Annotated in this window: 22 protein-coding genes, 1 tRNA gene and 1 pseudogene; 15 read left to right on the top strand and 9 right to left on the bottom strand. The window is 36.1% G+C overall.

Going from position 1 to position 26,053, the window contains the following annotated elements:
- Positions 1 to 7: 7 nt before the first annotated feature.
- On the bottom strand, positions 8 to 1,252 hold the full coding sequence (locus tag ALW18_01070; GenBank protein AOE51234.1) for a phosphohydrolase: 1,245 nt from the start codon (positions 1,250 to 1,252) through the stop codon (positions 8 to 10).
- 174 nt (positions 1,253 to 1,426) lie between these two features.
- Here ALW18_01070 and ALW18_01065 point away from each other — a divergent pair, with 174 nt between their 5' ends.
- The 4 genes from ALW18_01065 (at position 1,427) to ALW18_01050 (ending at position 5,160) form a co-directional block, all read left to right on the top strand.
- Positions 1,427 to 1,723: a hypothetical protein gene (locus tag ALW18_01065; protein AOE51233.1), complete on the top strand. Its 297-nt coding sequence runs from the start codon at positions 1,427 to 1,429 to the stop codon at positions 1,721 to 1,723.
- Between the two features lie 205 nt (positions 1,724 to 1,928).
- On the top strand, positions 1,929 to 3,485 hold the full coding sequence (locus ALW18_01060) for a chemotaxis protein CheY (protein AOE51232.1): 1,557 nt from the start codon (positions 1,929 to 1,931) through the stop codon (positions 3,483 to 3,485).
- Between the two features lie 14 nt (positions 3,486 to 3,499).
- Positions 3,500 to 3,907 (top strand): hydrolase, encoded by a 408-nt coding sequence (locus tag ALW18_01055; GenBank protein AOE51231.1) that lies wholly within the window; start codon positions 3,500 to 3,502, stop codon positions 3,905 to 3,907.
- Positions 3,908 to 3,960: 53 nt separating this feature from the next.
- Positions 3,961 to 5,160, top strand: coding sequence for an alanine dehydrogenase (locus tag ALW18_01050; protein AOE51230.1), 1,200 nt, complete (start codon positions 3,961 to 3,963; stop codon positions 5,158 to 5,160).
- A gap of 46 nt (positions 5,161 to 5,206) precedes the next feature.
- Here ALW18_01050 and ALW18_01045 read toward each other — a convergent pair whose 3' ends face one another.
- Positions 5,207 to 6,193, bottom strand: a complete 987-nt coding sequence (locus ALW18_01045) for a hypothetical protein (GenBank protein AOE51229.1) — start codon at positions 6,191 to 6,193, stop codon at positions 5,207 to 5,209.
- Positions 6,194 to 6,362: 169 nt separating this feature from the next.
- Here ALW18_01045 and ALW18_01040 point away from each other — a divergent pair, with 169 nt between their 5' ends.
- The 4 genes and pseudogenes from ALW18_01040 (at position 6,363) to ALW18_01025 (ending at position 11,134) form a co-directional block, all read left to right on the top strand.
- A complete protein-coding gene (locus ALW18_01040; GenBank protein ID AOE51228.1) occupies positions 6,363 to 7,277 on the top strand; it encodes a hypothetical protein in 915 nt (304 codons plus the stop codon).
- A 164-nt stretch (positions 7,278 to 7,441) separates the two neighbouring features.
- Positions 7,442 to 9,106, top strand: coding sequence for a pseudouridine synthase (locus ALW18_01035; GenBank protein ID AOE54263.1), 1,665 nt, complete (start codon positions 7,442 to 7,444; stop codon positions 9,104 to 9,106).
- Positions 9,107 to 9,297: 191 nt separating this feature from the next.
- A complete protein-coding gene (locus ALW18_01030) occupies positions 9,298 to 10,080 on the top strand; it encodes a hypothetical protein (protein AOE51227.1) in 783 nt (260 codons plus the stop codon).
- 70 nt (positions 10,081 to 10,150) lie between these two features.
- Positions 10,151 to 11,134 (top strand): annotated as a pseudogene (locus ALW18_01025) (hypothetical protein).
- Positions 11,135 to 12,493: 1,359 nt separating this feature from the next.
- Here the strand turns inward: ALW18_01025 and ALW18_01020 are convergent.
- Positions 12,494 to 12,991, bottom strand: coding sequence for a hypothetical protein (locus tag ALW18_01020; GenBank protein ID AOE51226.1), 498 nt, complete (start codon positions 12,989 to 12,991; stop codon positions 12,494 to 12,496).
- Between the two features lie 538 nt (positions 12,992 to 13,529).
- Here ALW18_01020 and ALW18_01015 point away from each other — a divergent pair.
- Both ALW18_01015 and ALW18_01010 read left to right on the top strand, forming a co-directional pair.
- Complete coding sequence (locus ALW18_01015; protein ID AOE51225.1) at positions 13,530 to 14,105, top strand: DNA-binding protein; 576 nt, start codon at positions 13,530 to 13,532, stop codon at positions 14,103 to 14,105.
- Between the two features lie 87 nt (positions 14,106 to 14,192).
- Positions 14,193 to 15,674: a beta-lactamase gene (locus ALW18_01010; protein AOE54262.1), complete on the top strand. Its 1,482-nt coding sequence runs from the start codon at positions 14,193 to 14,195 to the stop codon at positions 15,672 to 15,674.
- Positions 15,675 to 15,739: 65 nt separating this feature from the next.
- On the opposite strand, the gene ALW18_01005 is transcribed toward ALW18_01010, so the two are convergent.
- From ALW18_01005 to ALW18_00995, 3 genes are all read right to left on the bottom strand, one after another.
- A tRNA-Val gene (locus ALW18_01005) sits at positions 15,740 to 15,814 on the bottom strand.
- A 97-nt stretch (positions 15,815 to 15,911) separates the two neighbouring features.
- Complete coding sequence (locus ALW18_01000) at positions 15,912 to 16,286, bottom strand: hypothetical protein (protein AOE51224.1); 375 nt, start codon at positions 16,284 to 16,286, stop codon at positions 15,912 to 15,914.
- A gap of 36 nt (positions 16,287 to 16,322) precedes the next feature.
- Positions 16,323 to 17,495, bottom strand: coding sequence for a proline dehydrogenase (locus ALW18_00995; GenBank protein AOE51223.1), 1,173 nt, complete (start codon positions 17,493 to 17,495; stop codon positions 16,323 to 16,325).
- 89 nt (positions 17,496 to 17,584) lie between these two features.
- On the opposite strand from ALW18_00995, the gene ALW18_00990 reads away from it, so the two are divergent.
- From ALW18_00990 to ALW18_00970, 5 genes are all read left to right on the top strand, one after another.
- Positions 17,585 to 18,652, top strand: a complete 1,068-nt coding sequence (locus ALW18_00990) for a 3-dehydroquinate synthase (protein ID AOE51222.1) — start codon at positions 17,585 to 17,587, stop codon at positions 18,650 to 18,652.
- A gap of 296 nt (positions 18,653 to 18,948) precedes the next feature.
- Positions 18,949 to 20,355: a decarboxylase gene (locus ALW18_00985; protein ID AOE51221.1), complete on the top strand. Its 1,407-nt coding sequence runs from the start codon at positions 18,949 to 18,951 to the stop codon at positions 20,353 to 20,355.
- Positions 20,356 to 20,379: 24 nt separating this feature from the next.
- Positions 20,380 to 21,351, top strand: coding sequence for a deoxyhypusine synthase (locus tag ALW18_00980; protein ID AOE51220.1), 972 nt, complete (start codon positions 20,380 to 20,382; stop codon positions 21,349 to 21,351).
- A gap of 7 nt (positions 21,352 to 21,358) precedes the next feature.
- The gene (locus ALW18_00975) at positions 21,359 to 21,781 is read left to right on the top strand and encodes a DNA primase (protein ID AOE51219.1); all 423 of its coding nucleotides are present in this window, start codon (positions 21,359 to 21,361) and stop codon (positions 21,779 to 21,781) included.
- A 78-nt stretch (positions 21,782 to 21,859) separates the two neighbouring features.
- A complete protein-coding gene (locus ALW18_00970) occupies positions 21,860 to 22,336 on the top strand; it encodes a hypothetical protein (GenBank protein ID AOE51218.1) in 477 nt (158 codons plus the stop codon).
- 35 nt (positions 22,337 to 22,371) lie between these two features.
- Here the strand turns inward: ALW18_00970 and ALW18_00965 are convergent, their stop codons facing one another.
- The 3 genes from ALW18_00965 to ALW18_00955 form a co-directional block, all read right to left on the bottom strand.
- Entirely contained in the window at positions 22,372 to 22,890 is a 519-nt protein-coding gene (locus ALW18_00965; GenBank protein AOE51217.1) for a damage-inducible protein DinB, read from the bottom strand.
- 3 nt (positions 22,891 to 22,893) lie between these two features.
- On the bottom strand, positions 22,894 to 25,470 hold the full coding sequence (locus tag ALW18_00960) for a phosphoenolpyruvate carboxylase (GenBank protein AOE51216.1): 2,577 nt from the start codon (positions 25,468 to 25,470) through the stop codon (positions 22,894 to 22,896).
- 82 nt (positions 25,471 to 25,552) lie between these two features.
- A complete protein-coding gene (locus ALW18_00955; protein ID AOE51215.1) occupies positions 25,553 to 26,032 on the bottom strand; it encodes a transcriptional regulator in 480 nt (159 codons plus the stop codon).
- Positions 26,033 to 26,053 lie beyond the last annotated feature (21 nt).

Raw genomic sequence — 26,053 nt, 5'->3', positions numbered from 1 at the left:
AATTAAATTAAATTGCTGCTTTTTCCAAAAGCACTTTTGGAAAACACAGGTAATACTTAGTTACGGGTTTAGATAAAGCCTTTAAATTTAACTGATCAGACGCTTCAACAACGTCTTCTATAGTACGGTCTTTCTTTAATATATGTATAGGTTCGCCGGTTTTATTGTATGCCTGATTCTTAATTTTACCCTTAAAAACAAAATATTCAGCTTCTTTTTCGTTTAAACCTGTCATTTCCACGAAACGTTTTATAAGGTCTGAAACTTCATCTTTACCTACTTTTTCAGAACGCATTCTTATTTTAAGAAGGTCGCGATTAATAATCATCTTGCTTAATTCGCTAAGCACAAAATCATCATTAAACTGCCACGCTTTTACAGCGCTCATAATATCAAAATCGTCTAGGTATGAAAATTGGGTAAGCACATCATCATTAAAATCTTCAAGTGTAACTTTGTTTTGCATAAAAAACAGCAACGGATCACTTGCCGGTATATGCACTCCCTGTTGTGTAAGCTCTTTAGCGCGCTTAAGTATTTTTGTCATTATAAGTTCTGCAGCAACACTTGTTTTATGCAAGTATGCCTGCCAATACATCAATCTTCTGGCAACTAGAAATTTCTCTACAGAATATATGCCTTTTTCTTCAATAACAAGCATATCATCCTGAACATCAAACATCTGTATTAAACGTTCAGAATTTATATTTCCTTCTGCAACTCCCGAATAAAAACTATCACGTTTAAGGTAATCCATTCTATCCATATCAAGCTGACTTGAAATTAACTGCAACATAAAGTGGCGATGGTATTCTCCCTTAAATATCTGAATGGCAAGCGTAAGTTTACCTTCAAATATTTCATTAAGCTTATTCATAAACAATAACGAAATGGCTTCGTGGTGTACATCTTCTGCAATACTATGTTCCATAGCATGTGAAAAAGGACCATGACCGATGTCATGAAGTAATATCGCAATATTTAATGCTGTTTCTTCTTCAGCACTTATATCTGTACCTTTAAATTTTAAAACCTGTATTGTTTTCTGCATTATATGCATACAGCCTAAGGCATGGTGGAAACGTGTATGATGTGCTCCGGGATATACCAAAGACGACATACCCATTTGTGAAATACGGCGTAATCTTTGAAAGTAAGGATGCTGTATAAGATCGTATATCAGCGGATTAGTTATAGTGATAAACCCATAAATTGGGTCATTAAGAATCTTAAGCTTGTTTATTTCGCCCACAGTGCTGCTAAATTTTACACAAAGATACTAATTAAGGTATAGGCAAAAGCTTCTAAAACCGCTTTTTTAACGCTTAAAGACGGGCATATTAACGGAATTTAGTAAAAAGCGTTAAACATAGGTTAATCTGTATTACTCAGACCATTGAATACTAACAGAATAACTAACTTTACGATGCTGAACAATTTTACTGCTATGAAAACCACACTGCTTTCCATCATTGCTTTTTTTGCATTTACAGCTTATGCTTCAGCGCAGGAAGAGCACGATAAAACAGTACGACAGCCGCCACTGGTAACCCAGGCGCAAGTGGAAAAGGATGCTAAACTGGCAGAGCAGGAAAGGAAAAAACATGAAAAAGAAAATAAAGCGGTAAAAGAAGAGAATAAAAAAGGAGACGATAAAAAGGCAACTAACACAATCAATTCATCATCACCTAAAAAGACTTCAACACAGCCTGGAAAACAATAATAACGTTATTTTTTGTTACTTAGGTTATTGAAGGAGAGCTCTGCAGATCATATCTGCAGGGCTTTTTTTGTTTAAAAAAACAGTAAAAATCAGGCAATAAAAAAGATGTTTCTGCTACGCTATTTTTATAAAAAAATTAGGATTAAATTCCTTACTTTACCCTAAATTGCAGGATTAATTTAAGAACGAAATTGTACTCATAACTATGAATGAGATTAAGATACTTTGGGTTGATGATGAAATAGATATGCTAAAGCCTCATATCCTTTTCTTAGAAAAGAAAAATTATAAGGTTACTACAGCCAATAATGGACAGGATGGTTTAGACCTATTTGAACAGGAAAATTTTGATATTGTTTTCCTTGATGAAAATATGCCCGGCCTTAGCGGACTGGAGACCCTGACCATGATGAAAGAGAAAAAATCTTCCGTACCGGTAATAATGATTACCAAAAGTGAAGAAGAATATATAATGGAAGATGCTATCGGTTCTAAAATTGCCGATTATCTTATTAAGCCGGTAAATCCTAACCAGATATTACTATCCTTAAAAAAGAACCTTGATCATTCAAGGCTTGTATCTTCTAAGACTACATTAGATTATCAAAAAGAGTTTCGTAAGATAGCCATCGATATGGGTATGGTTAATTCATGGGAAGAATGGATTGACATGTACAAGAGACTTATTTTTTGGGAACTTGAACTTGAAAATATTGAAGACCAGAGCATGGTTGAAATATTAGAATCTCAGAAGGTCGAGGCAAATTCTCAGTTTGGTAAATTTATTGAGAAAAACTACGAAGACTGGTTTGATCCTAAAGAAAAGGATAAACCTGTGCTTTCGCATAATCTTTTTAGGGAACTTGTAGTTCCGGAACTTAAAAAGAAAGAGCCTATTCTTTTTGTAGTAATCGATAACCTTCGATACGATCAATGGAAAGCTTTTGAAAGCGTAGTAAGTAACCACTATAAGCTCGAAAAAGAAGCTCCATTCTACTCTATCCTTCCTACTGCAACGCAATATGCACGTAATGCAATATTTTCCGGGCTCACGCCTTTAGAAATGGAAAAGAAATACCCTCAATACTGGAAGAATGATGTTGAAGAAGGTGGTAAAAATCTGTTTGAAGCGGAGTTTTTAACTGAGCAGCTTCGCCGACTTGGATTAACTAGTCTTAAGCAGGAATATTATAAAATTACCAACTTTAAAGATGGTAAAAAACTTGTCGATAACTTTAAAGGACTTAAGGACAACGACCTTACTACAATAGTTTACAATTTTGTGGATATGCTTTCGCATGCAAAAACAGAAATGGATGTGGTAAAAGAGCTGGCATCTAATGATAAGGCGTATCGTTCGCTTACTCTGAGCTGGTTCCGTAATTCGCCATTACTGGAAATGATTCAACAGGCACAGCAAATGGGTATGAAACTAATTCTTACTACAGACCACGGTACTATTAACGTTAAGAATCCGAGTAAAGTTATTGGTGATAAAAACACAAGTTTAAATTTACGCTACAAGACAGGCCGAAGTCTAACTTTTGAAGACCGTGATGTTTTCCACGTAAAAGACCCTAAAAGCGTTGAATTACCTACTATAAACATGAGTAGTTCGTTTATCTTTGCAAAAAATGATTACTTCCTTGCGTACGTAAACAATTACAATCATTACGTAAGCTATTACAGAAACAGTTATCAGCATGGTGGTATATCGCTTGAAGAAATGATTATTCCTTTCTTAGTATTCAACCCTAAATAAGAGCTTTAAATTATATGGAAATTACATTTTCCCTTGAGGAAATAGACCACGCCGCAGAACAGGTTTTGACACAAAACATTAAAAAAACCATCCTGTTTCATGCAGGTATGGGGGTTGGTAAAACAACATTTATTAAGGCAATAGCGCGTCAGCTTGGAGTTGAAAATATGACTTCAAGCCCTACTTTCTCTCTGGTTAATGAGTACGAAACAAAAAATGGTGAAATATTATACCATTTTGACCTTTACCGTATAAACACCGAAGAGGAAGGGTATGATATGGGACTTGATGAATATTTTTACTCCGGCAACCTATGTCTTATAGAATGGCCAGAGAAAACACCAAATCTTATCCCGATAGACCATACGTCTATTACAATAAAACAGTTACCTGACGGCAGGCGTCACCTGACTGTAAAATAGTTAAAAAAACATTTATATTTTTTGTAAATTAGAGCAAAATATTCAGCCAAACCATGTCATTGTCTTTAACACCTTTTACAAAACAGCAGCTATTGCCGCAAGAAGAGAAACTTGAAGTAGAGCGCCAAAGAACTGAACTTTTTATTGGGATACCAAAAGAAACATCCTACCAGGAACGAAGGATATGCCTTACGCCTGATGCTGTGAATTCGCTTACCGCTCATGGCCATCGTGTTATGATTGAAGCAGGTGCAGGCATGAGTTCCAGTTATACGGATAAAGAATATAGCGAAGCCGGTGCAGAAATAACGCAGGATACAAAAAAAGTGTTTGGATGCCCTGTGATTCTTAAGGTTGAACCGCCATCGGTTAAGGAGATTGAAATGATGAACCATCAGACACTCCTAATATCTGCAATACAGTTAAAAACACAAAAAAAAGAATATTTTGAAGCGTTAGCTGCTAAAAAAATTACAGCCCTTGCTTTTGAATTTATCAAAGATGAAGACGGCTCATACCCTGCTGTAAAATCACTTAGTGAGATTGCAGGGACAGCTTCGGTACTTATTGCAGCTGAACTGATGATAAATCAGAAAATCGGTAAAGGCCTGTTAATGGGAAACATTACAGGTGTTCCGCCGACGGAAGTTGTTATAATTGGCGCAGGTACGGTAGCCGAGTTTGCCGCTAAAACGGCACTTGGATTAGGTGCCAGTGTAAAAGTATTTGATAATTCTATCAACAAACTACGCAGGCTGCAAAACAATCTCAACCAACGTATATTTACATCAACTATTCAGGAGAAATCTTTACTAAAAGCGCTTATGCGTTGTGACGTTGCCATTGGTGCTATGAAAGGCAAGAACCGTACACCGATTATTGTGAGCGAAACTATGGTAGAGCACATGAAAAAAGGTGCTGTTATTATAGATGTGTGTATTGATACGGGAGGTTGCTTTGAAACATCTGAAGTTACAACACATGAAAAGCCTACATTCGTGAAGAACAATGTTATCCACTATTGTGTACCAAATATACCGTCACGTTATTCTAAAACGGCATCAATATCTATCAGTAATATAATAAGTCCGTTTTTACTGCAAATGGCTGATGATGGCGGAATTGAGAGTTCTATACGTTGTAACCCGGGTCTAAAACATGGTATTTACTGTTACCATGGCGTATTAACCAATCGTTCTATTGGCGACTGGTTCTCATTAACGTACAGGGATATTAACCTATTCTTGTTATAAGACTAATCCCTGCTTTGATTCTTATTAGTTACTTTTATTGGTATCATTAATATTCCATCCATTTTTTAAATAGATCAATCCTGCTTTTTATAAAATTGGGAGTGTAAAAGAAATTAGACCAATCATCAAAATTTTCATGATGAAACCCGAAATAAAACATCCAGAAACCAAAGCCAAATAATTTAATTGACTTTATTTCTTCGTTGCTCACGGGCTTTACTGTTCGATAGGCGTTAAGAAATATGTTGAAAGATCTGTCTGCTTGTTCCCTCTTCATTTTTCCGTAGTAAACATCCAGGAAAAAATGAATGTAAAATGTAGTAATATCATTTATTAGATATCCTTTACCTGCAAAGTCAAAATCAAAAAATGTTAGTTTTTTGTCGTTCTCAAAATGAAAATTCTTCGGTAAAAAATCATATTGGCAATATCCATAACTAAAATTAGAAGTATCCAGCTTAGACATTTCATCTATAACCTGTCGTGTCGCTTCACATAGATATTCATACTCCTCTTGCAATTCATCAAACGCAGGTTTAATGACTTTTAAAGGAGCGGACAACATAGTATCTACTGTATATTCTTTACGAGGATAAGACAATTGAACTGCTTTTGAAATAAGGTGAAGTTTTGCCATTTCTTTTCCTACAAGTTCCAGATGTATATCGCTAAGGACATAAACAGGCTTACCCTTTGCGTAAGAAAACATAACACCATAACGAGTCCCTTCAGCCGCGTTAAACGATTGTAAATAATTTCCGGAAACATCTTTAAGAGGAAATGAAACACTTGCTCCATTTTCTTTATACTTAGTAAGCAGCTCAACTTCTGCTTTAATCTCTTCTAAAGATCGATGTGCATCCCTGTAAATTTTAAAGATATATTTTTCATCTTTACTTTCGGCGATGTAAGTATCGCTAACATTGTGAATGATTAATTTGCAGTTTATAATACCAAGATTATAATATTCTTCTAAATAAGCTTTGACGCCTTTCGCTGAAAGCACCGAATATTGAGTAGGAAAAATAGTCATTCTGCAAATTTACAAAATCAAACGATTATTTGGTATATAAACGAAAAGGGCTTTGATTATCATTTATTTTATAATATCTCAAAATAAATATTATGTTTTATTTAGGATAATTCACCCGAGGTATCCCGCAATAAATAGATAATTTTAGGTAACCCTTAATTAAATAATAATGAAAAATATCTACACTGCACTTATCGCACTGATTACCTCTTTTACATTTGCACAAGAAACAATCTCCTTTGAATCTGCAGAAGGTTATCAATTAGGAACGTTAAACGCTCAAAATGGATGGGAGATAACAGAAGGTTCAGATGGATTTCTATTGAACCAAGTAGTAAGTAGTGAAAAAGCATCTCAGGGAAGTTACTCATTTAAAAATTCTTACGAACCGGATTTTGACTTTCAATGGCTACCAATTTTTGGAGCTTCTAAAACATTTGCCGAACCGGCAGATTATACAGAATTTACAATATCATATGATATCATGGTTACTGATACATTAGGATCTGACTTTGAATTTACCTTATTTGCTATTGATGAAAATGATGAATACGCTCCCGTTGCCGGAGTTGGAATTGAAAACCGCGGAATGGTTTACCTTATTAAAGATGTGAACTATGGAATTGAATACGCTGATAGTGAATGGCTACCTAATGAATGGATTAACGTTAGAATTGAAGTTACTGCTACAGAAATAAAATATTACATCAATAATGTTTTAGAACAGACACTTTCAAACTTTACAAAACTTAATATTGTTGGCTTTAATATGTTACATAATAATTATGGTTATGATGCATATTATGATAATATTGTTGTCAGCGATGGTACTTTAAGTGATGAGAATTTTAAAGACTCATCACTCTTGGTTTATCCAAACCCGACTGTAAATACTTTATCAGTGGCGATGTCTGGTAACACTGAAATATCAGGAATTGAAATTTACAACCTTACAGGACAAAATGTTCTACAAACGAAACAAACACAAAACATTGATATAAGCCAGTTAGCCAGCGGTTCTTATTTTTTAAAAGCCACAGATACCAACGGAGCCTCATTCACAAAGAAAATACTTAAAAATTAAATCCCGAATGTATAATACTTAAGCCTCTTTTCAGAGGCTTTTTTCATTAAAGGACCTGCACAAATGAAAAAATATCTAACATATATGTATCTCCAGAGAATATAGAGTATTTTCGCAAAACGAAAAGAAAGTTAAATATCAAAGTGAAAAATAATCAAAATTGCATTACATATTTTTCAGATAGCGTTATTAAAAGAATAACTGCTCCTGAAAAATTTACTTTTCCATTTTTTTATGAGCCCCATGAGTTAACTAAAATTGCAGCCACTGAACTGCAGCATTATTTAGAAACTCAAACGGATCTTGATCATAATTTTGGACTTGTAAAAGATCAGCAGGGACTTGTAATCGGAAAAATGTTTGGTGTTTTGATTATTGAAGATGCAAAAGGTAAATTAGGTTATTTATCTGCATTTTCAGGAAAACTCGCGGGTTCTAATACCCATACCAGGTTTGTTCCGCCCGTTTTTGACATGTTAGTTGAAAACAGTTTCTTTTTGAAGGAGCAATACATTCTGAATGACATAAATGATCAGGTTAACGAAATTGAATCTGATGAAAAATACATTAAACTAAAGGAGGATCTTAAACAATTTTCTCAACAATCGGTTCAGGAAATAGAAGCATTCAAAAAACGCTTAAAAAGTAATAAAGACAATCGTAAACATCTTCGCGAAGAACAAAAAAATGTATTAAGCCAAAAAGATTATACAGCCTTTGAAGCTTATTTAATTCAGCACAGCTTACATTATAAACATCAATTCAAAGTTTTAACTGACACTTGGAAGCAACGTATAGACGAAATTAAATCGGCTATGGAGACGTATGATGAAACAATAGAAGCACTAAAAAAGGAACGCAGAGAAAAGTCGGCTGCTTTACAACACCAGCTTTTTGAGCAATATGCATTTCTGAATAAAGATAGTAAAACAAAGAGCCTACACGCAATTTTTAGTGACACTGTGTTTGGAAAGCCACCTGCCGCCGCAGGTGAATGTGCAACACCAAAACTATTACAATACGCCTTTTTAAACGGATTGAGGCCGGTTGCTATGGCAGAATTCTGGTGGGGAGCACCTCCTAAATCAGAAATCAGAAAACATAGACAATTTTATCCCGCATGTACCGGAAAATGCAAACCCATCCTGGAGCATATGCTGGAAGGAATTCCCGTAGATGATAATCCACTTCTAATTAATCAGGGAGAAGACAGGAAACTGGAAATTGTTTACGAAGATGATAGTTTTGTAGTAGTAAATAAACCTGCCGAATTACTTTCCGTACCCGGAATTCAAATACAGGATTCTGTTTACACACGCTTAAAGGCTGCGTTTGTCAATATAGAACCTCTTATAATACATCGACTTGATATGGCTACCTCAGGGTTATTAGTAGTCGCTAAAACGAAAGAAGTACACAAAAATATACAGAAGCAGTTTTTGAAGCGGACTGTTAATAAACGCTATACCGCGTTACTCTCAAAAATTATTAATAAACAAGAAGGAGAAATTACCCTACCGTTACGAGGCGACCTGGATAACAGGCCGAGGCAACTTGTTTGTGTTAAATTCGGAAAAAAAGCGATAACAAAATGGAAGGTTATTGAAACAAAAGAGACTACTACAAAGGTTCACTTTTGGCCGCTTACCGGAAGAACACACCAGTTACGTATGCACGCAGCTCATGAGTTAGGACTTAATGCGCCCATCGTAGGAGATGACCTGTATGGCACTTCGGATGAAAGACTGTACCTTCATGCAGCGTATCTCGAATTTACACATCCTGTAACTAGCGAAAAACTTGCTTTCGAGGTACTTGAAGATTTTTAATTTATATTTCCAGGATCTTAATCGCCGTATTTGAAACTAATTGAACTAATTTAGTATTTTTCATACCGTCAAAAAATACTGTTATCTGTTAATTAAAAGTATATTATGCAAAGTTGATTTAAGTATCTGATCACATGAATAATGAATTTTATCAAGACTTTGTCGTCAGACTCCCCCACCCCAATAAACTGTTGGTAATCGAACCTATTGATTACCCTAATCCATATGATTACCATCGTCCTCATAGGCACGATTACTTTGAAATTATATTTATACAAAAAGGATCGGGCTATCAGTATATTGATTTTAAACCTTTCGAAATGCATGCCGGACAACTTTTTAATGTATATCCGGGGCAGGTGCACCTCATGCAACGAAATACAGCGCAGGGCTTATTAATACAGTTTAGGAAAGACCTGTTCGAATTTATCAGGCCTCTGCAACACTATCACCTTTACTTTATAAATCCAGTCTTTAATCCAGAACCGAAGGTTTTTGAACGTCTTTATAGTATTGCCGAACAAATGGCAGAACTGTTAGCCATCGAAAATATGTCACCTCTTGCTATATATAAATCCTACAGCTATTTGGAAATCATTCTAATATCCCTGGCCGAGATGCAAGATGAAAAGATTGTAGCAGGCAACGATTATCTTGTATCTCAGTTTCTATCTGTATTATCTCAGAATATACACTCCCGGAAAAAAGTAGCGGACTATTGTGATATGCTGAACTGCTCCAGAGATAAACTGAACGTGGCCTGTAAAGCTGAGTTTAGGAAATCGGTACTTGAACTTATACACGAAGAACTTTTATTAGAGATACGAAGGCTTTTAATGTTGGGAGACCTGTCACTAAAGGAAATCGCATTCAAACTTAATTTTGACAGCCCTGCCAACTTCAGCATATTTGTAAAGAGTAAGACCGGACTTACACCGTCAGAATTGCAGTCTTCGATCCTTAAAAATTCATAAGCCATTCCTGAATTTTAATAACTCCGTTTTCTTTAACAGAGAGTAGTTTTACTTTATAAAACAACCTGTTATGAAAAAAATTATAATCTTTCTTCTTATGGCGGCCTTTGCCAACGCACAAGAGCATAATATTTGGTATTTTGGTTCGCGCGCAGGACTGGATTTTAATGGCGGTGCCCCACTTGCAATTACTGATGGCAAAACAAACACGTTGGAAGGCTGCGCCTCGATAGCTGATAGTAGCGGGAGTTTGTTGTTTTACACTGATGGAATAACGGTTTATAATAGAAATCATCAGGTAATGCTAAACGGCAATGATCTTACCGGCCATGTCTCGAGTACACAATCTGCAATTATAGTACGTAAACCCGGCAGCTCAAATACATATTACATATTTACAACTACTGCCGGCGGATACTCTGATGGTTTACGCTATTCCAGCATTGATATGGATGCAGCTTCTGGAATGGGTGCTGTGATTGATAAAAACATATTGCTCCATACACCTACAACGGAAGCTTTAACAGCGACATGGCACAGCAATGGCCAGGATATTTGGGTAGTGACACATAATTATGGCAACAACTTGTTTTCTGCCTACCTTGTAAATTCCGCAGGTGTTGATGTTAATCCCATTATTAGTGCTTCTGGCGGAGTGGCTGCCGCAAATGGACATTGCGCTATGAAAGTTTCTCCTAGCGGACAAAAACTTGCCTTTAGCATAGCTGAAGCAAATGATGGTAATTGCTTGTTCGACTTTAATGCTACAACTGGGATAGTGACAAATCCTGTACAATTACAGGGAGCAGGCGTTTACGGGATCGAATTTTCCTCTTCAGGAAATGTTTTGTATACCTCTACTCCCTATGTACTTCAGCAATACAATTTGTTAGCTAGCGATATAGGGGCATCTGTGATTGACCTTTTTGCTTTACAAATGTTTGAAATTCATGGTAATATAGCGTCTTTACAAAGGGCACCAGACAACAAAATTTATATTGCGAGGTCTGGGCTTAATTATCTTTCTGTAATCAATGATCCGGATATTATAGGATCAGGTTGCGGATTTCAGGAAAATGCCATAACCTTAGGAGTCGATTTTGAAAATTATAGCATGATGGGGCTTCCAAACAACGTGCTTTTTCCTATGTTCAGAATTAATGATATCCAAAATAGAGTATGTGCAGGAGAAGAGATATCATTTGGCATCACTACATCATTTAGCCAGTTTGAAGACATAATCTGGGATTTTGGTGATGGAAATACTTCTTCAGCTTTAAGCCCCAAACATATTTTTCAGGATGCCGGAAACTACATTATTACACTTACATCACAACACTTGGAAAACATACGGGTAAGTAAAATCGAAGTCTTTGTTTCGTCAATACCAGTCCTAACCCAACCAGACGATTTAAAACTTTGCTCCCACAACAATGAAGAGACTGCACTGTTTTATCTTGCATCACAAAATGATTCGATAATTGGCCTACAAGATCCCGAAGACTTCATAATTACCTACCATACATTTTTGGAACAAGCTGAATCAGGTGAAAACACCCTCGACGTAAACTTTACCAACACCATGAATCCGCAAACTATCTTTGTCAGAATACAGAATAAGGCCTCGGGATGTTATGCTACCACCGCTTTTAATGTAATCGTTGTCCCTAGACCTTTTATAGATATACCAGACAACTATAACTACTGTCAGGGAAATAATGTAATACTTACTGCCCCCGAAGGATTTGAAACCTATCTGTGGTCGACAGGTGAGACTACCCGTATTATCAGCGTTAAAGAGCCAGGCAGTTATACCCTGACTGTAGCTAGTAATGTTAATGGCAGCATGTGCGAGAATTCTAAGACTGTAACAGTATATGCTTCAGATGCACCTAAAATTACACACTTACACTTTGAAGACTGGACAGACAACAGTAACACTATAAGTATATCAACATCAGGCTCAGGCAGCTGCGAGTATTCCCTTGATGGCATTACATATCAGGATAGCCCTGACTTTACGAATTTGAAAAGCGGTATCTACACTGCTTACGTACGTGATAAAAACGGATGTGGTGTAGATACAGATGAAATTACTTTACTTATGTATCCAAAATTCTTCACTCCTAACGGAGATGGGATAAACGATACGTGGCGTATTAAAAATTCATGGAATGTACATGGATTATTGGTACATATATTCGATAGGTATGGCAAACATATTACATCCCTCCAAAACAACAGTACCGGATGGGATGGTAAATTCAATGGAAATACACTTCCTGCTACGGACTACTGGTTTATCGTTGACCGAAAAGACGGACGACAATATAAAGGCCACTTTTCAGTGATCAGATAAGTTTATACCTATAAAAAATATAGTTCTATTATAGTCAGTAAAATTTGGATATCCCTAATTTGGAGTACGATTTCTATTTGCTCTGAAGGATTTAATTGCACATACCGCAACAGCAAATATTTGTAAATAGATAAAAGAAAACCTAAAAAGATTACTTAGCGGATTTGCCAATTTGTAGATGTAGGGAACGAAATGATATTGTGGCTCGGAATAGTGATAAAGATAGTAAACCATTATAATTCGGAAAAATGCAATTGCTGTAAAGATAATTCCTAATACTAAATTCTTATTTACATTAGATAAGTATATTATATAAATCCATATAGCTAACCCCATACAAACAATCATCTCTACGATAATGTATGCAACATGAACAATAGTATACGTTGGACTATAATCTGGCTCTTTAGAATGAAGTAATGCTAGGAAATCTAAAGTTTCGATGAGAAGATAGAAAGCATACAGCCCGAATAATATAGAACTGAATAAAATTGTTTTTGAGATATTTGCATCACGCGAATTTACTTTCTTTTGAAAATCTTCAGTTTTCATAACAAAAATTACTTATTGAACACTCAACATTTTTATAGTTGCAATGTAGTGATTCGTATTAATTGTGTATTAATCGAGTAACGTTAAATTTATTATAAAACACCGAATTATTAATACGCTAATATATTACCTTATTGATACTAGGAAATAAACAAAAAAATCCATTGGATTCCAATGGATTTTTTTGTCTTTGTGTGGGATGTCAGAGACTGCAGTCGAACATTTGATACCAGTTTTGACATTTTTTGAAACTTTAAAATAAACATAAATATAGACAAATAACGCCACTGTCTCCAGTAGCGTTATTTGTCTTCTAAGGACTGTCAAGTGGAGTAAATTAATTAAGTTAACCATTCTCCATTAACTTTAATGACGCTGCTAATTATCTGTACTTCAAAAAAAATCGTGATCAATCCTTAATCGACAAATGGAGTCAATCAAGTTTGGTTTATACATATATTTATCTTTCCTATATTTGCGTGGATGATACTCTTGTAAAATAATTGATTACGATAGCAGTCGCCAGTATTAAATACATATGTCAAAATTAAAGCAGCTAAGAGAGCAACAGCATTTAACACAGGAAGAACTTTCAGCAAGCTCAGGAGTTTCTGTCAGGACAATACAGAGAATAGAATCAGGGGTAACACCAAAAGGGCATACACTCAAGGCACTAGCTAAAGCACTTCATCTTCCTGAAAATGATTTGCTGCCGAAAGCTATTAAGACAGAAACCATAACCACCACTACGCTTGCAGTTGATACAGAAGAATCAACAAGCCATATAGATTACCAAAAAATGAAACTGATTAATCTGTCGTCGGTTCTATTTGTTGTGCTGCCACCGCTAAATATTATAGTCCCATTTATACTATCTCGTTTATTTAAACAAGATAATGTTTTATTGAGACAAATCATCTCACTTCAGATTTTGTGGACTATCCTTGCTCCAATAGTGTTTATGGTAGGTATATTATTAAAACTTGGCCGCTCCTTTACAATTATACTAATTGTTTCTATTGCGCTATCTAACGTGTTTTTAATCGTTCGAAACCTCGCCGAAATAGACCGAAATAAAAAACTACGCTTTAAGTTGAATTTTAGTATTATATAACAACTGTCGGGCGATTGTCGGGTTATTGGCGTGCTATTTTTTTGGCAGTAGATATAGCAATATTAACCTTTGCCAAAAAACTAAATGATGGCAAAAAACATCCAAATCTTATTTATTTCACTATTACTGTTTTCACAAGGTTGTTTCGCCCAACTTGAGGACTCTGATACTCTTTACAGGACTATTTTAGAAAAAGACAGCCTGCTGTTTTCGATTGGGTTCAATACCTGTGATATTGCGCAATTTGAAAATTTACTAAGTGATAATCTGGTTTTCTTTCATGATAAAAACGGGGTCTCCAACAAGCAGCGATTTCTAAGAGATTTAAAAAATGGGTTATGTAAGAATCCTGCATCACGGCAAGTGAAAAGAATCCTGCAAAAGGAAAGTACTGAAATATATCCCCTGTATAAAGACGGAGTTGTATATGGTGCAGTTCAGAATGGTATCCACCTGTTTTATGATAATACGGAAAACATACCGGGCGTTGCGAAATTTTCAAACGTTTGGCGACTGGAAAATGGAAACTGGAAATTGGCGATTTCTTCAAGCTACGACCATCATGCTTACTCAAAGCAATATACTCAATCGCTATCTTTTGAGAATGATGCCCAAATTGAAAACTGGTTGAAGCAAAACAATGTCAAAACACTGGGGCTCGGCATTATAGAAGGAGGGAAACTAAAGCAGGTTAAAGTATACGGTGAACTTAAAGAAGGGGTATCAGCACCGTATAATACGGTATTCAATGTTGCTTCGCTCGCAAAACCGATAACGACACTGGTAGCTTTGCAATTGGTAAGCTTAGGGAAATGGAAACTTGATGAGCCAATTTTCAACTATTGGACAGATCCAGATGTTAAGAATGATCCACGATATAAAAAGCTGACTACAAGATTTATCTTAAGCCATCAAACCGGCTTCTCAAATTGGAGATATTTGAATAAAGATAATAAGCTGAAATTTGAATTTGAACCCGGAACTAAATATCAATATTCAGGTGAAGGCTTTGAGTGTTTGCGTAAAGCATTGGAAAAAAAATTCAAAAAGACCTTGGAACAATTAGCAAAAGAGTTTGTTTTTCACCCCCTGAATATGGGCGACACTTCATATCTGTGGAACGAAAAGCTTTATACATCAAGATTTGCTATTTGTTATGATGGCAGTGGAAAGCATTACAGTGTTGTAAAGAATCAAACAATTAATGCCGCAGATGACCTGCACACTACAATTGCAGACTACGGAAATTTCCTTGTTAGTATTCTGAAAGGAGGAAACCTAAGTAAAGATGTATATCAGGAAATGATAAGACCGCAGGTAAAGACTAAGGATAACAAATACTTTGGTCTAGGGTTTGAATTATATAATTTGGGAAATGATGAATATGCAATCTCTCATGGAGGATCAGATAACGGAACACAATGCCTTACCTTTCTGTTACCAAAAACCAACCAAGGAATAGCAATCTTTACTAATTCTGATGTAGGTTATAAGCTTTACGATAAATTACTCGTTCACTATTTAGAGGAAAGGGGAAAGAAATTAATTGATATTGAAAATAACAGGTAGTAAAAAACTGTGCTGGAAATATATAAATAACGCCATTGTCTTCCAATGGCGTTGTTTGTCTTCTGTGGGCGATGAGGGATTCGAACCCCCGACCCTCTCGGTGTAAACGAGATGCTCTGAACCAACTGAGCTAATCGCCCTTATTTGCTGTAATTATTAACTATTAATTAGTTCGTTATTACGGGTGCAAATATACGCATACTATTTGTATTTGCAAGGATTTTTATAAAAATTTTATTATTTTTTTACATCCTTAAGGATAGCTCTTTCGCTTTTGTTTACTATCTCTAACACAATAGGCTGATTTTTAAGAGTTCTGCCTTCAATTATATAAATCTTTCCTCCTCCCGGATTTATCTTATTGCTTTTAGAAAAATCAACATCTCCATTTTTTAGAGTGTTCTGGATATCATCCATAGTCACCCATTTTTCATTAAGTGTTGCCTGAGCCTCCTTAGATACTGTTATACCTTTAGATCGAATATCTTTAAGTACCCTGCAGTTTGGCATGTAACAGAATTCTGTTTTCTTATTTTTAAATACAAAAAGTAAAAACAATCCTCCTATTAAAAAACCAAAAAGATAATATGCTAACCTGTGTACGAACTTCATTTTTTATTTTTTTTCTAAATTAATTTAAAAAGACGACTAATCATTCAGTTTACGTCTTTTCCTTTCAGCACTTATAAGGTTAAGCTCACGGCTCGTTTGTCCCGCAACAGAAGTATTCTCCTCTGCCCTTCTTATCAGGTATGGCATGACATCCCTTACAGGCCCAAACGGTAGGTATTTAGCAACATGGTAACCATTAACCGCCAGGTTAAAACTAATGTTGTCACTCATACCATATAACTGACCGAAAAATATACGTTCATCATTCTTCGATATACCATTTTGCTCCATAAGCTTCATAAGCTTATACGAACTGTCTTCATTGTGAGTACCGGCAAAGATTGCCATTTTATCTATATGCTCGATCATGTATTTAATAGCATCGTCATAATTGATGTCTGTAGCTTCCTTAGATATACATATTGGAGAAACGTAACCCATTTCTTCGGCACGTTTATTTTCTTTTTCCATGTAAGCTCCCCTAACGATTTTCATCCCTATGTAGAAACCTTCTTCTTTCGCCTGCTCGTGTAGCTTTTTAAGATAATCAAGCCTATCCCAACGGTACATCTGTAATGTATTGTAAACGATTGCCTTTTCTTTATTGTACTTGCGCATCATATCGGCTACAAGATCATCAGCAGCATCCTGCATCCAGCTTTCTTCGGCGTCTATCAAAAGAGCAACATCATTTTGATGAGCCGTTTTACAAACAAGGTCAAAACGTTCCACTACCCTCTTCCATTCGTCAGCTTCTTCAACACTAAATGTTTTTCCCTCACCTAACTTTACCCAAAGGTCAAAACGTCCAAAACCTGTTGGCTTGAATACAGCGAAAGGAATAGCGTTTCTTTCTTTAGCAAACTCAATAGTTTTTAGCGTCTTTTCTAAAGCCTTATCAAATTCAGATTCCTCTTCTTTAGCTTCAACCGAATAATCAAGTACAGATGAAACGCCTTTTGTAAACATTTTATCTACTACCGGCAAACAATCTTCCTCAGTTGTACCACCACAAAAATGATCAAATACCGTAGCTCTTATAAGCCCTTCTACAGGAAGGTGCACTTTCAATGCAAAATTGGTTACGGCAGTACCTATTCGCACCAATGGCTGTGAAGCTATAAGTTTAAAAAGAAAATAGGCCCTATCCAGCTCGGTGTCACTTTTTAATACAAATGCATCGGCGGTATTGTTGAAGATTTTTTCCATTGTTTATAAAAAATTTGTGCAAATATAAATACTGTTCAAGAATTTATAGTATTAATTACCTTATTTTGCTTTTTCTTTAATACAAAAACATGGAGACACTTAACACCACAGGCTATTCTATATATTTTAATGACAACTGCTACACTTATTTGCAGGAAATATTAGTGCGTGAAAATTACTCTTCTTTATTTATAATTACAGACACCAATACCTCACAATATTGCCTTCCGGGATTTCTCTCACAAGTAGTTACAGAGCTTCCTATTGAGATTATAGAGATTGAAGCAGGCGAAAGCAATAAATCTATAGAAACGTGTATTCAGGTTTGGCATACGCTGACTGAGCTTGGTGCAGATCGTAAGAGCGTTGTTATTAATGTTGGGGGTGGCGTTGTTACAGACCTTGGCGGTTTTGCTGCTTCTACTTTTAAGAGAGGTATGGACTTTATCAATGTGCCAACATCGTTATTAGCAATGGTTGATGCATCTGTTGGCGGGAAAACAGGGGTTGACCTTGGTGTTCTAAAAAATCAGGTCGGCGTTATCAATAATCCGGCTGCCGTTTTAATTGACTCTAATTTTCTTGAAACACTTCCTGCAAATGAAATGCGTTCGGGTTTAGCGGAAATGCTGAAACACGGACTTATAGCTGACGCCAAATACTGGAAACAGTTCACAAATTTATCCGGCCTTACTACTGATGATTTAGAATCTTTAATATACCAATCGGTAATTATAAAGAAAAACATTGTAGAACAGGACCCTACAGAAAAAGGAATTCGAAAAGCGTTAAATTTCGGACACACTATTGGCCACGCTATTGAATCTTACTTTCTTGAAAATCCAAATACTACAGCTTTATTACATGGCGAAGCTATAGCGATAGGAATGATCATTGAAGCCTATTTTTCTTTAGACAAAAACCTGATAACACTTGAGGAATACCACGAAATAAAAACGGTGGTAAACGGCATTTTTGATAAGGTTAATTTCACTGCCGAGGATATTCAAAATATAATTAAATTACTCGTTCACGATAAAAAAAATGTGTCAGGAGAGGTTCAATTTGTACTGCTTGACGGAACAGGAAAAACAGTTATTAACCAAACCGTAGAAAACAACCTGATTATCAATGGATTTGACGACTATCAAAACTAACAATTTTTTAAGACATTTGTTTTTAAATACGAAGTAATATTTTTTACATTTGCCGAGATGAAAATGAACCATAACATGTTTTCCCTTTTTGGGACTATCAGTAAATTCAGGGCTTTTGCAGAGGCAAATAGTTCGGTTTTTTCGCCGCGTAAACTTGGAGACATGTCGGTTATATATAACGAAAATACCTGTAAAGAAAAGCTACAAATAATCTATGCTAATATAAGGGTTTGAAAATCAGATTATAATTTTAGGAAAATGCTCTTATTTTTATAATCTTTTATTTAACTTTCCAAATGAACACAAAATATTTCGACCTTATAAACCAGACTTTTTACTTTCCTCAGGAAGAATTCACTCTTAACAAAGACAACCTTCAGTTTCACAACATAGACCTGATGAAACTTGTCGAGCAATATGGTACTCCTTTAAAGTTTACTTACCTGCCTCAAATTTCCAATAATATCCGTAAAGCCAAAGGCTGGTTCAGGAATGCAATGGAAAAGACCAAGTACGACGGTAAATATTATTACTGCTATTGCACGAAGAGCTCTCACTTTGAATATATCATGAATGAGGCTTTTAAAAACAATATACATATTGAAACTTCTGCCGCTTTTGACGTTAACATCGTTGAAAATCTTTTAGCTAACGGCAAAATAAATAAGAACACTTATGTAATATGCAACGGCTTTAAAAGAGCCCAGTATATAGAAAACATAGCAAGGCTTATCAATGGAGGTCATAACAGGACTATTCCTATTATTGACAACTACGAAGAGCTGGACCTGCTTCAGGAGCAGATAAACGGTAAGTTTAAAATCGGTATTCGTATTGCTGCCGAAGAAGAACCTAAATTTGAGTTTTATACATCTCGTTTGGGTATCGGTTATAAAAACATTCTTCCTTTTTACAGAAAACAAATTCACGAGAATAAAAAAGTAGAGCTAAAAATGCTTCACTTCTTTATTAATACCGGTATACGTGATACATCATATTACTGGAATGAGCTTGTAAAATGTTTAAAGGTATATGTTAACCTTAAAAAAGAATGCCCTTCCCTGGACAGCCTTAATATTGGTGGTGGATTCCCTATCAAAAATTCACTGGCTTTTGAATACGATTATCAATACATGATCGATGAGATCCTTAATCAGATCAAGATTGCATGTGATGACGCTGATGTACCGGTGCCGAATATATTCACAGAGTTTGGATCGTTTACAGTAGGTGAAAGCGGTGGTGCAATCTACCAGGTCCTTTACCAAAAACAACAGAATGACAGAGAAAAATGGAATATGATCGACTCATCTTTCATTACAACACTACCTGACACCTGGGCTATCAACAAGCGTTTCATCATGCTTGCTGTTAACCGTTGGAACGATCAGTACGAAAGAGTACTACTTGGAGGCCTTACCTGCGACAGCGATGATTACTATAACTCGGAGCAAAACATGAACGCCATATACCTGCCTAAGTACAATAAAGAAAAACCTTTGTATATTGGTTTCTTCAACACAGGTGCTTATCAGGAAACTATTGGTGGTTTCGGAGGTCTTCACCACTGCCTTATCCCCCAGCCGAAACACATTTTGATAGACAGGGATGAAAATGGTATATTAGCAACCGAAATATTTTCAGAACAACAACAGGCTGAAGAAGTACTTGATATCTTAGGATACAACAGAGAAAAGAAATAAACTTGAATTTAAATAAAGACAACAATGAGCAAAGGACCAATTAGCCAGTTTATTGAAAAGTACTACCTGCACTTTAATAGTGCCGCTTTGGTGGATGCTGCTAAAGGATACGAAAAGCAACTTCAGGATGGTGCACAAATGATGGTTACACTTGCAGGAGCAATGAGTACGGCAGAACTTGGGAAAATTTTCGCCGAAATGATCCGTCAAGATAAAGTACAAATCATTTCATGTACAGGGGCTAACCTTGAAGAAGATATTATGAACCTTGTGGCTCACTCTCATTACGAGCGTGTTCCTAACTACAGAGACCTTACTCCTCAGGAAGAATGGGATCTTTTAGAAAGAGGACTTAACCGTGTAACAGATACATGTATCCCTGAACACGAGGCTTTCCGTCGCTTACAAAAACATATTTATAAAATATGGAAAGATGCAGACGATAAAGGTGAGCGTTATTTACCACATGAATTTATGTACAAAATGTTACTTTCAGGTGTTCTTGAAGAATATTACGAAATTGACTTAAAAGATAGCTGGATGTACGCTGCAGCAGAGAAAAATTTACCTATAATTGTACCAGGATGGGAAGACAGTACAATGGGTAATATCTTCGCTTCTTATGTAATTAAAGGTGAACTTAAAGCTTCAACCATGAAGTCAGGTATAGAATACATGACGTTCCTTGCTGACTGGTATACCAAAAATAGTAGCAAAGGCGTTGGTTTCTTCCAGATTGGTGGTGGTATCGCCGGAGATTTCCCTATCTGTGTTGTTCCGATGTTATACCAGGATATGGAAATGCATGATGTTCCTTTCTGGAGTTATTTCTGCCAGATATCTGATTCAACAACCAGTTATGGTTCGTACTCAGGTGCTGTGCCTAACGAAAAAATCACATGGGGTAAACTAGATATCAATACCCCTAAATTTATAATAGAATCTGATGCAACAATTGTTGCTCCTCTTATATTTGCTTACTTATTAGATTTATAATAGATTTATGAAAAGAGTTATAGTTGACTACGCAAAGCTAACTAATGAAATTCTGACCCTTTTGGTTGAGAAATTTCCTGATGGATATGATGATTCCAATATCGTTCGTTTTAAAAATGCCAAAAATGAAACTATTGAGGCGGTAGAAGTAAGAACGGAAGATACAATTTACCTTGTAAAAGTAAGTACTAAGCTTGCTGACAGAATTGAGAACTTTGATGATGATGACATTGACGAACCGGCTGACGACATCGATCCATTGAAAGATCTTGAAATTGGTGATGACGATGATGATGCTGATGATGATATGACTGAAAAAGAAACACGCCGCAGTGATGATTCTGATGGAGATGGAGATGACGACGACGACGATGAGGATGACAAAGAAGATCGTGATTATGAGGAAGAAGATGAAGAAGACGAGGATTAATTCCTGAAAAAATATAAAGAACTCTTAACGGAGTTCTTTTTTTATTTGCAATATCTTATTTTTAACAAAAATTCTATAATGAAACATCATATTACCCTATTAGCTTTCGGATTACTTTTATCCGTTTCATGCCAAAAAAAGGAAGAGAAAACAGAAGAAACCACTGTTGAAGAAGTAAAAACTGAGACTCCTGCACCGGAAGAAACTATCGCCGACGGAGAAACATGTTTTCTACAGGTTGTATCCAAAGATACTTTGTCACTTAAAATTAAAAAAGATGGGGACAATTTATCAGGTACATTCAGATCTATTCCATTTGAGAAAGATAAGCGAACGATTGTTTTTGAAGGAAGCCTTAACGGAGACACTGTAACTGCCGTAGGAAATGCTACCGGTGAAGGACAAACCCAAAAAGAAGAATTTATCTTTATACTGAAAAATAATCAGGCCGGAGTTAAATTTGGCGAAATGATTCAGGGTGATGATGACGTTTACCGCTACAAAAGTAAAAACACCGCTACTCCATTATTTATTAATAAAGTAGATTGTCAATAAAAATAAAGGGCTGCTAAATGCAGCCCTCATTGTTTCTATAAATATCGTTCTTTAAATATTTTAACGTGGTGGTTTTGATGGCCTATTATTAAAAAACCAAATGCCCTTACCGAAACCGTATATCCGGACGCTGTCCCTTTTCTTAAAAGAGCCTCGGCAGAAAATGATTTAAACATCATGATATTAGCATGTCGCAATGCCGATAATTCTGTAAGAAGGTCATTTGTACTTCTGTTATCTGCATCAACATTTTCAGCATATGCATTTTCGTCAAACCCTGGTAGACTGGTTTCATCACCGCGGGAAAAACGAAGTGCCCTGTAAGCAAAAATCCTCTCAGAATCTATAAGATGCTGGATAATCTCTTTAATTGTCCATTTACCCTCAGCGTAACGATACTCATATTTATCCATAGGAATCTCTCTCACGAAATGGACAAAATTATGAACGCTTATTTCAAGCTCTTCCGTTAGCGAATATGCATCATCAACAAGTTTAATGTACGCTTCCTGATATGGTGCATATTCATCAGGCTGTATATCTGTAATCTTCATTTTTTAGGCAGAGTTCCTGCTGGCATTAATATTCCCAAACAGGGAACGTGTAACAATCTTTTCATAAACTTCCATCAGCGCAGCATCTTCTCCCCCATTTTTCATCTGCCTTATTTTGTTTAAAGCATATTGCTGAATGGTAAGCAAAGGTAATACAATATGCTCCCTTAATTTAATAGAAGCTTTACCATCAGGATAATTTTCCATCAGTTCTTCGTAACCCGATATCTTAAGCAATAATCGTTTCGTTTCAAGGAACTCATTGTAAATAATCTCCCAGAATGCACCAAACTCTTTATCATCCTTCATATAAGCTGTAAGCGGGAAAAACGATTTTGATAACGACATCATACTGTTTTCTAACAACGTTCTGAAAAACAATGAATTATTATATAACCCCTGTACTTTATCCCACTGACCATTCTTTTCATATTCACCCAAAGCGAATCCAACACCGAAGAAACCGGGGACATTTTGTTTAAGCTGACTCCATGAACCTACAAACGGTATGGCACGCAGATCTCCAAAATCAAGTTCTTTAGATTTACTTCTTTTGGATGGACGGCTTCCTATGTTTGTTTTAGCATAGAAATTAAGCGTACTCATCTGATCAAGATATGGAAGGAATTTCGGGTGTTTTTTAAAGGCCGTATATTTTTCATAGCCAAGTCTTGCCAGGTCGTCAATAAGGTCTTTTTGCTCTTCCGTAAACTGTGGCTTCTCTTTATTAAATACACCATTGGTAATACCGGCGCTAAGCAGGTTTTCAAGATTAAAACGGCAGGTATCAAGCGTACCGAAGTTCGAGCTTATAGTCTGCCCCTGTATCGTTATCTGAATTTCGTTATTCTCAATTGATGCTCCCTGTGATGCATAATATTTATGGGTTTTTCCTCCACCTCTAGCGGGCGGTCCACCCCTACCATCAAAGAACACTACTTTAACGTCATGTTCTCTGGCCATAAGCGTAAGATTTTCTTTTGCCCTATAAATACTCCAGTTTGCCATAAGATAACCTCCGTCTTTTGTACCATCAGAGAAGCCAAGCATAATTGTCTGTTTATTTTCCCTTGCTTTAAGATGCTTTGCATACACTTTATTAGTGTACAGCAATTTCATAACTGCATCGGCTTCTTTAAGATCGTCTACTGTTTCAAATAGCGGAACAATATCTACCGGAGGGTTTTCAAAACCAAGCAGGCTAAACATTGTAAGTAATTCCAATACGTTAAGCGCACTTTCATTATTACTTATAATATACCTGTCAGCTCCCAACTCACCATTATTTTCCTGAATAGTTTTTATTGCAAGAATAGCTTCAAGCGTATTACGTGTATCTTCACTTTCAAAGTCTTCAGGCTTGATACTGCCTTTTAAACCGTTTAGGATATTAATTTTATCGACTTCATCTAAATCGCTATATCCCTCAAGTTGTTTATTATCTTTAGCCAGGAAACTAAATACATCGGCAAAAACAGCATCATGTATCTTACTATTCTGGCGAATATCCAGCGACGCAAAATGGAACCCAAACAGATTAACTTTATTGATAAGCCCATCTATCTCATCTGAATACAATGACTGGTGTTTTTCTACAATCAAATCTCTTACTTCTACCAGTGCAAGTTTTAATTCTTCAAGTGTTATATAGATTTCCCCTTCAGAATAAAATACCGAACGGTATAATTTCAATTCAATATCAGTAATTTTTTCCTCAACACCCGTAAAGGTCAGTTTTCTTTTAAGCTGTCTTATATCGCCGTAGTAACATTTTAAAATTGATGTGCGAAGCCTGTCTGCTACTTTCAATGTAATCTCGGTAGTTACAAAAGGGTTACCATCACGGTCGCCCCCCGGCCAGAAACCAAACGATAGCACCGGATGTTTTAACGCACCTTCCTTAAAGATTGCATCCTGAACGTAAGATGACATATCTCCGGCAGCCTTGTAAAATACATTCTCAAGATACCATATAAGGCTAACAGCCTCATCGTATGGCGTAGGCTTCTCCTTCTTAATAAATGGAGTCTTACCCAGCTGAGACAGCAGATTCTTAATCTCGCCCAGGTTATTTTGTTTGATTGCTTTAGTAAGGTCTGTAATGATCCCTAGTACCGATCCCGGATAGAACTGTGTTGGGTGAGCAGTAAGTACGGCGCGCACCTGAAAATCCTCAAGAAATTCCCTTAATTCTTCCATCAGACCCTGATTTTCGGCTTTTTCGCGGCTATAGCGTAACGATCCGCTTAATTCAAGATTATTAAGGCTGGTAAATGCAGCATCTTCAATAGCATCAAAAAGCACGATCTGGCGTTCAACATACTGAATAAAACGGAACATCATAGCGATCTTCTCTTCTTCAGTTGCTTCAGCAAGGTACTTATCGGCAAACTCATTAAATATTTGTTCAGGGCTTTTATTGTTTTTGAAACCTTCGTCGCATAATTCTGAGAATAAAGGTAATAGGCTTCCCGTATTATCAATTGCCTGAAAAGGCAATGTCATGAATATACTGTTGAAAAGCTGGTATTTGAGCTGTACTTCTTCATTAAAGCGCTCAATTCGTGTGGCAGGATACATATAGATGTTTTTTGTTGGTTCAATTTAATAAAAAAACCCTCATGTATTGATACATGAGGGTTATAAAATTTTGATAAAAACCTTACAGATCTTTAAATATTGTGTGCATCAGTCTTTTCTTATCATTGATGCTCTCTTCAAGAGATATCATAGTTTCTGTTCTGTAAACACCTTCAATGTCATCTATCATAAAGATAACCTCTTTAGCGTGTTTAGTATCTTTAGCCCTGATTTTACAGAAGATATTAAATTTACCTGTTGTAACATGTGCTACAGTTACAAACGGAATCTCATTAATCCTTTCCAATACGAACTTAGTTTGTGACGTATTGTGAAGGAATACACCAACGTAAGCAATAAAAGAATAACCCAGCTTTTCGTAATCAAGCGTTAATGAAGAACCCATTATAATTCCGGCATCTTCCATTTTTTTAACCCTTACATGGACAGTTCCGGCAGAGATTAATAATTTTTTAGCGATATCAGTAAACGGAACCCTTGTGTTGTCAATCAGCATATCCAAAATCTGATGGTCAACTTCATCTAAACGAAATTTGCTCATAAATGTGTCTTTTTAAAGGTT

Origin of the sequence: Flavobacterium psychrophilum (assembly GCA_001708385.1) — a bacterium.
Lineage (GTDB): Bacteria > Bacteroidota > Bacteroidia > Flavobacteriales > Flavobacteriaceae > Flavobacterium > Flavobacterium psychrophilum_A.
The sequence above is the reverse complement of the archived record's forward strand: the minus strand, read 5'-3'. Positions and strand labels throughout refer to the sequence as shown.

Coding starts and splice junctions, on each gene's coding strand:
- ALW18_00975 (AOE51219.1), top strand. CDS start 21,359: ATGAAAAGAGTTATAGTTGACTACGCAAAGCTAACTAATGAAATTCTG.
- ALW18_00985 (AOE51221.1), top strand. CDS start 18,949: ATGAACACAAAATATTTCGACCTTATAAACCAGACTTTTTACTTTCCT.
- ALW18_01065 (AOE51233.1), top strand. CDS start 1,427: ATGCTGAACAATTTTACTGCTATGAAAACCACACTGCTTTCCATCATT.
- ALW18_00980 (AOE51220.1), top strand. CDS start 20,380: ATGAGCAAAGGACCAATTAGCCAGTTTATTGAAAAGTACTACCTGCAC.
- ALW18_00960 (AOE51216.1), bottom strand. CDS start 25,470: ATGTATCCTGCCACACGAATTGAGCGCTTTAATGAAGAAGTACAGCTC.
- ALW18_01020 (AOE51226.1), bottom strand. CDS start 12,991: ATGAAAACTGAAGATTTTCAAAAGAAAGTAAATTCGCGTGATGCAAAT.
- ALW18_01015 (AOE51225.1), top strand. CDS start 13,530: ATGTCAAAATTAAAGCAGCTAAGAGAGCAACAGCATTTAACACAGGAA.
- ALW18_01010 (AOE54262.1), top strand. CDS start 14,193: ATGGCAAAAAACATCCAAATCTTATTTATTTCACTATTACTGTTTTCA.
- ALW18_00955 (AOE51215.1), bottom strand. CDS start 26,032: ATGAGCAAATTTCGTTTAGATGAAGTTGACCATCAGATTTTGGATATG.
- ALW18_01040 (AOE51228.1), top strand. CDS start 6,363: ATGAAAAATATCTACACTGCACTTATCGCACTGATTACCTCTTTTACA.
- ALW18_00990 (AOE51222.1), top strand. CDS start 17,585: ATGGAGACACTTAACACCACAGGCTATTCTATATATTTTAATGACAAC.
- ALW18_00970 (AOE51218.1), top strand. CDS start 21,860: ATGAAACATCATATTACCCTATTAGCTTTCGGATTACTTTTATCCGTT.
- ALW18_01045 (AOE51229.1), bottom strand. CDS start 6,193: ATGACTATTTTTCCTACTCAATATTCGGTGCTTTCAGCGAAAGGCGTC.
- ALW18_00995 (AOE51223.1), bottom strand. CDS start 17,495: ATGGAAAAAATCTTCAACAATACCGCCGATGCATTTGTATTAAAAAGT.
- ALW18_01060 (AOE51232.1), top strand. CDS start 1,929: ATGAATGAGATTAAGATACTTTGGGTTGATGATGAAATAGATATGCTA.
- ALW18_01000 (AOE51224.1), bottom strand. CDS start 16,286: ATGAAGTTCGTACACAGGTTAGCATATTATCTTTTTGGTTTTTTAATA.
- ALW18_01050 (AOE51230.1), top strand. CDS start 3,961: ATGTCATTGTCTTTAACACCTTTTACAAAACAGCAGCTATTGCCGCAA.
- ALW18_01055 (AOE51231.1), top strand. CDS start 3,500: ATGGAAATTACATTTTCCCTTGAGGAAATAGACCACGCCGCAGAACAG.
- ALW18_00965 (AOE51217.1), bottom strand. CDS start 22,890: ATGAAGATTACAGATATACAGCCTGATGAATATGCACCATATCAGGAA.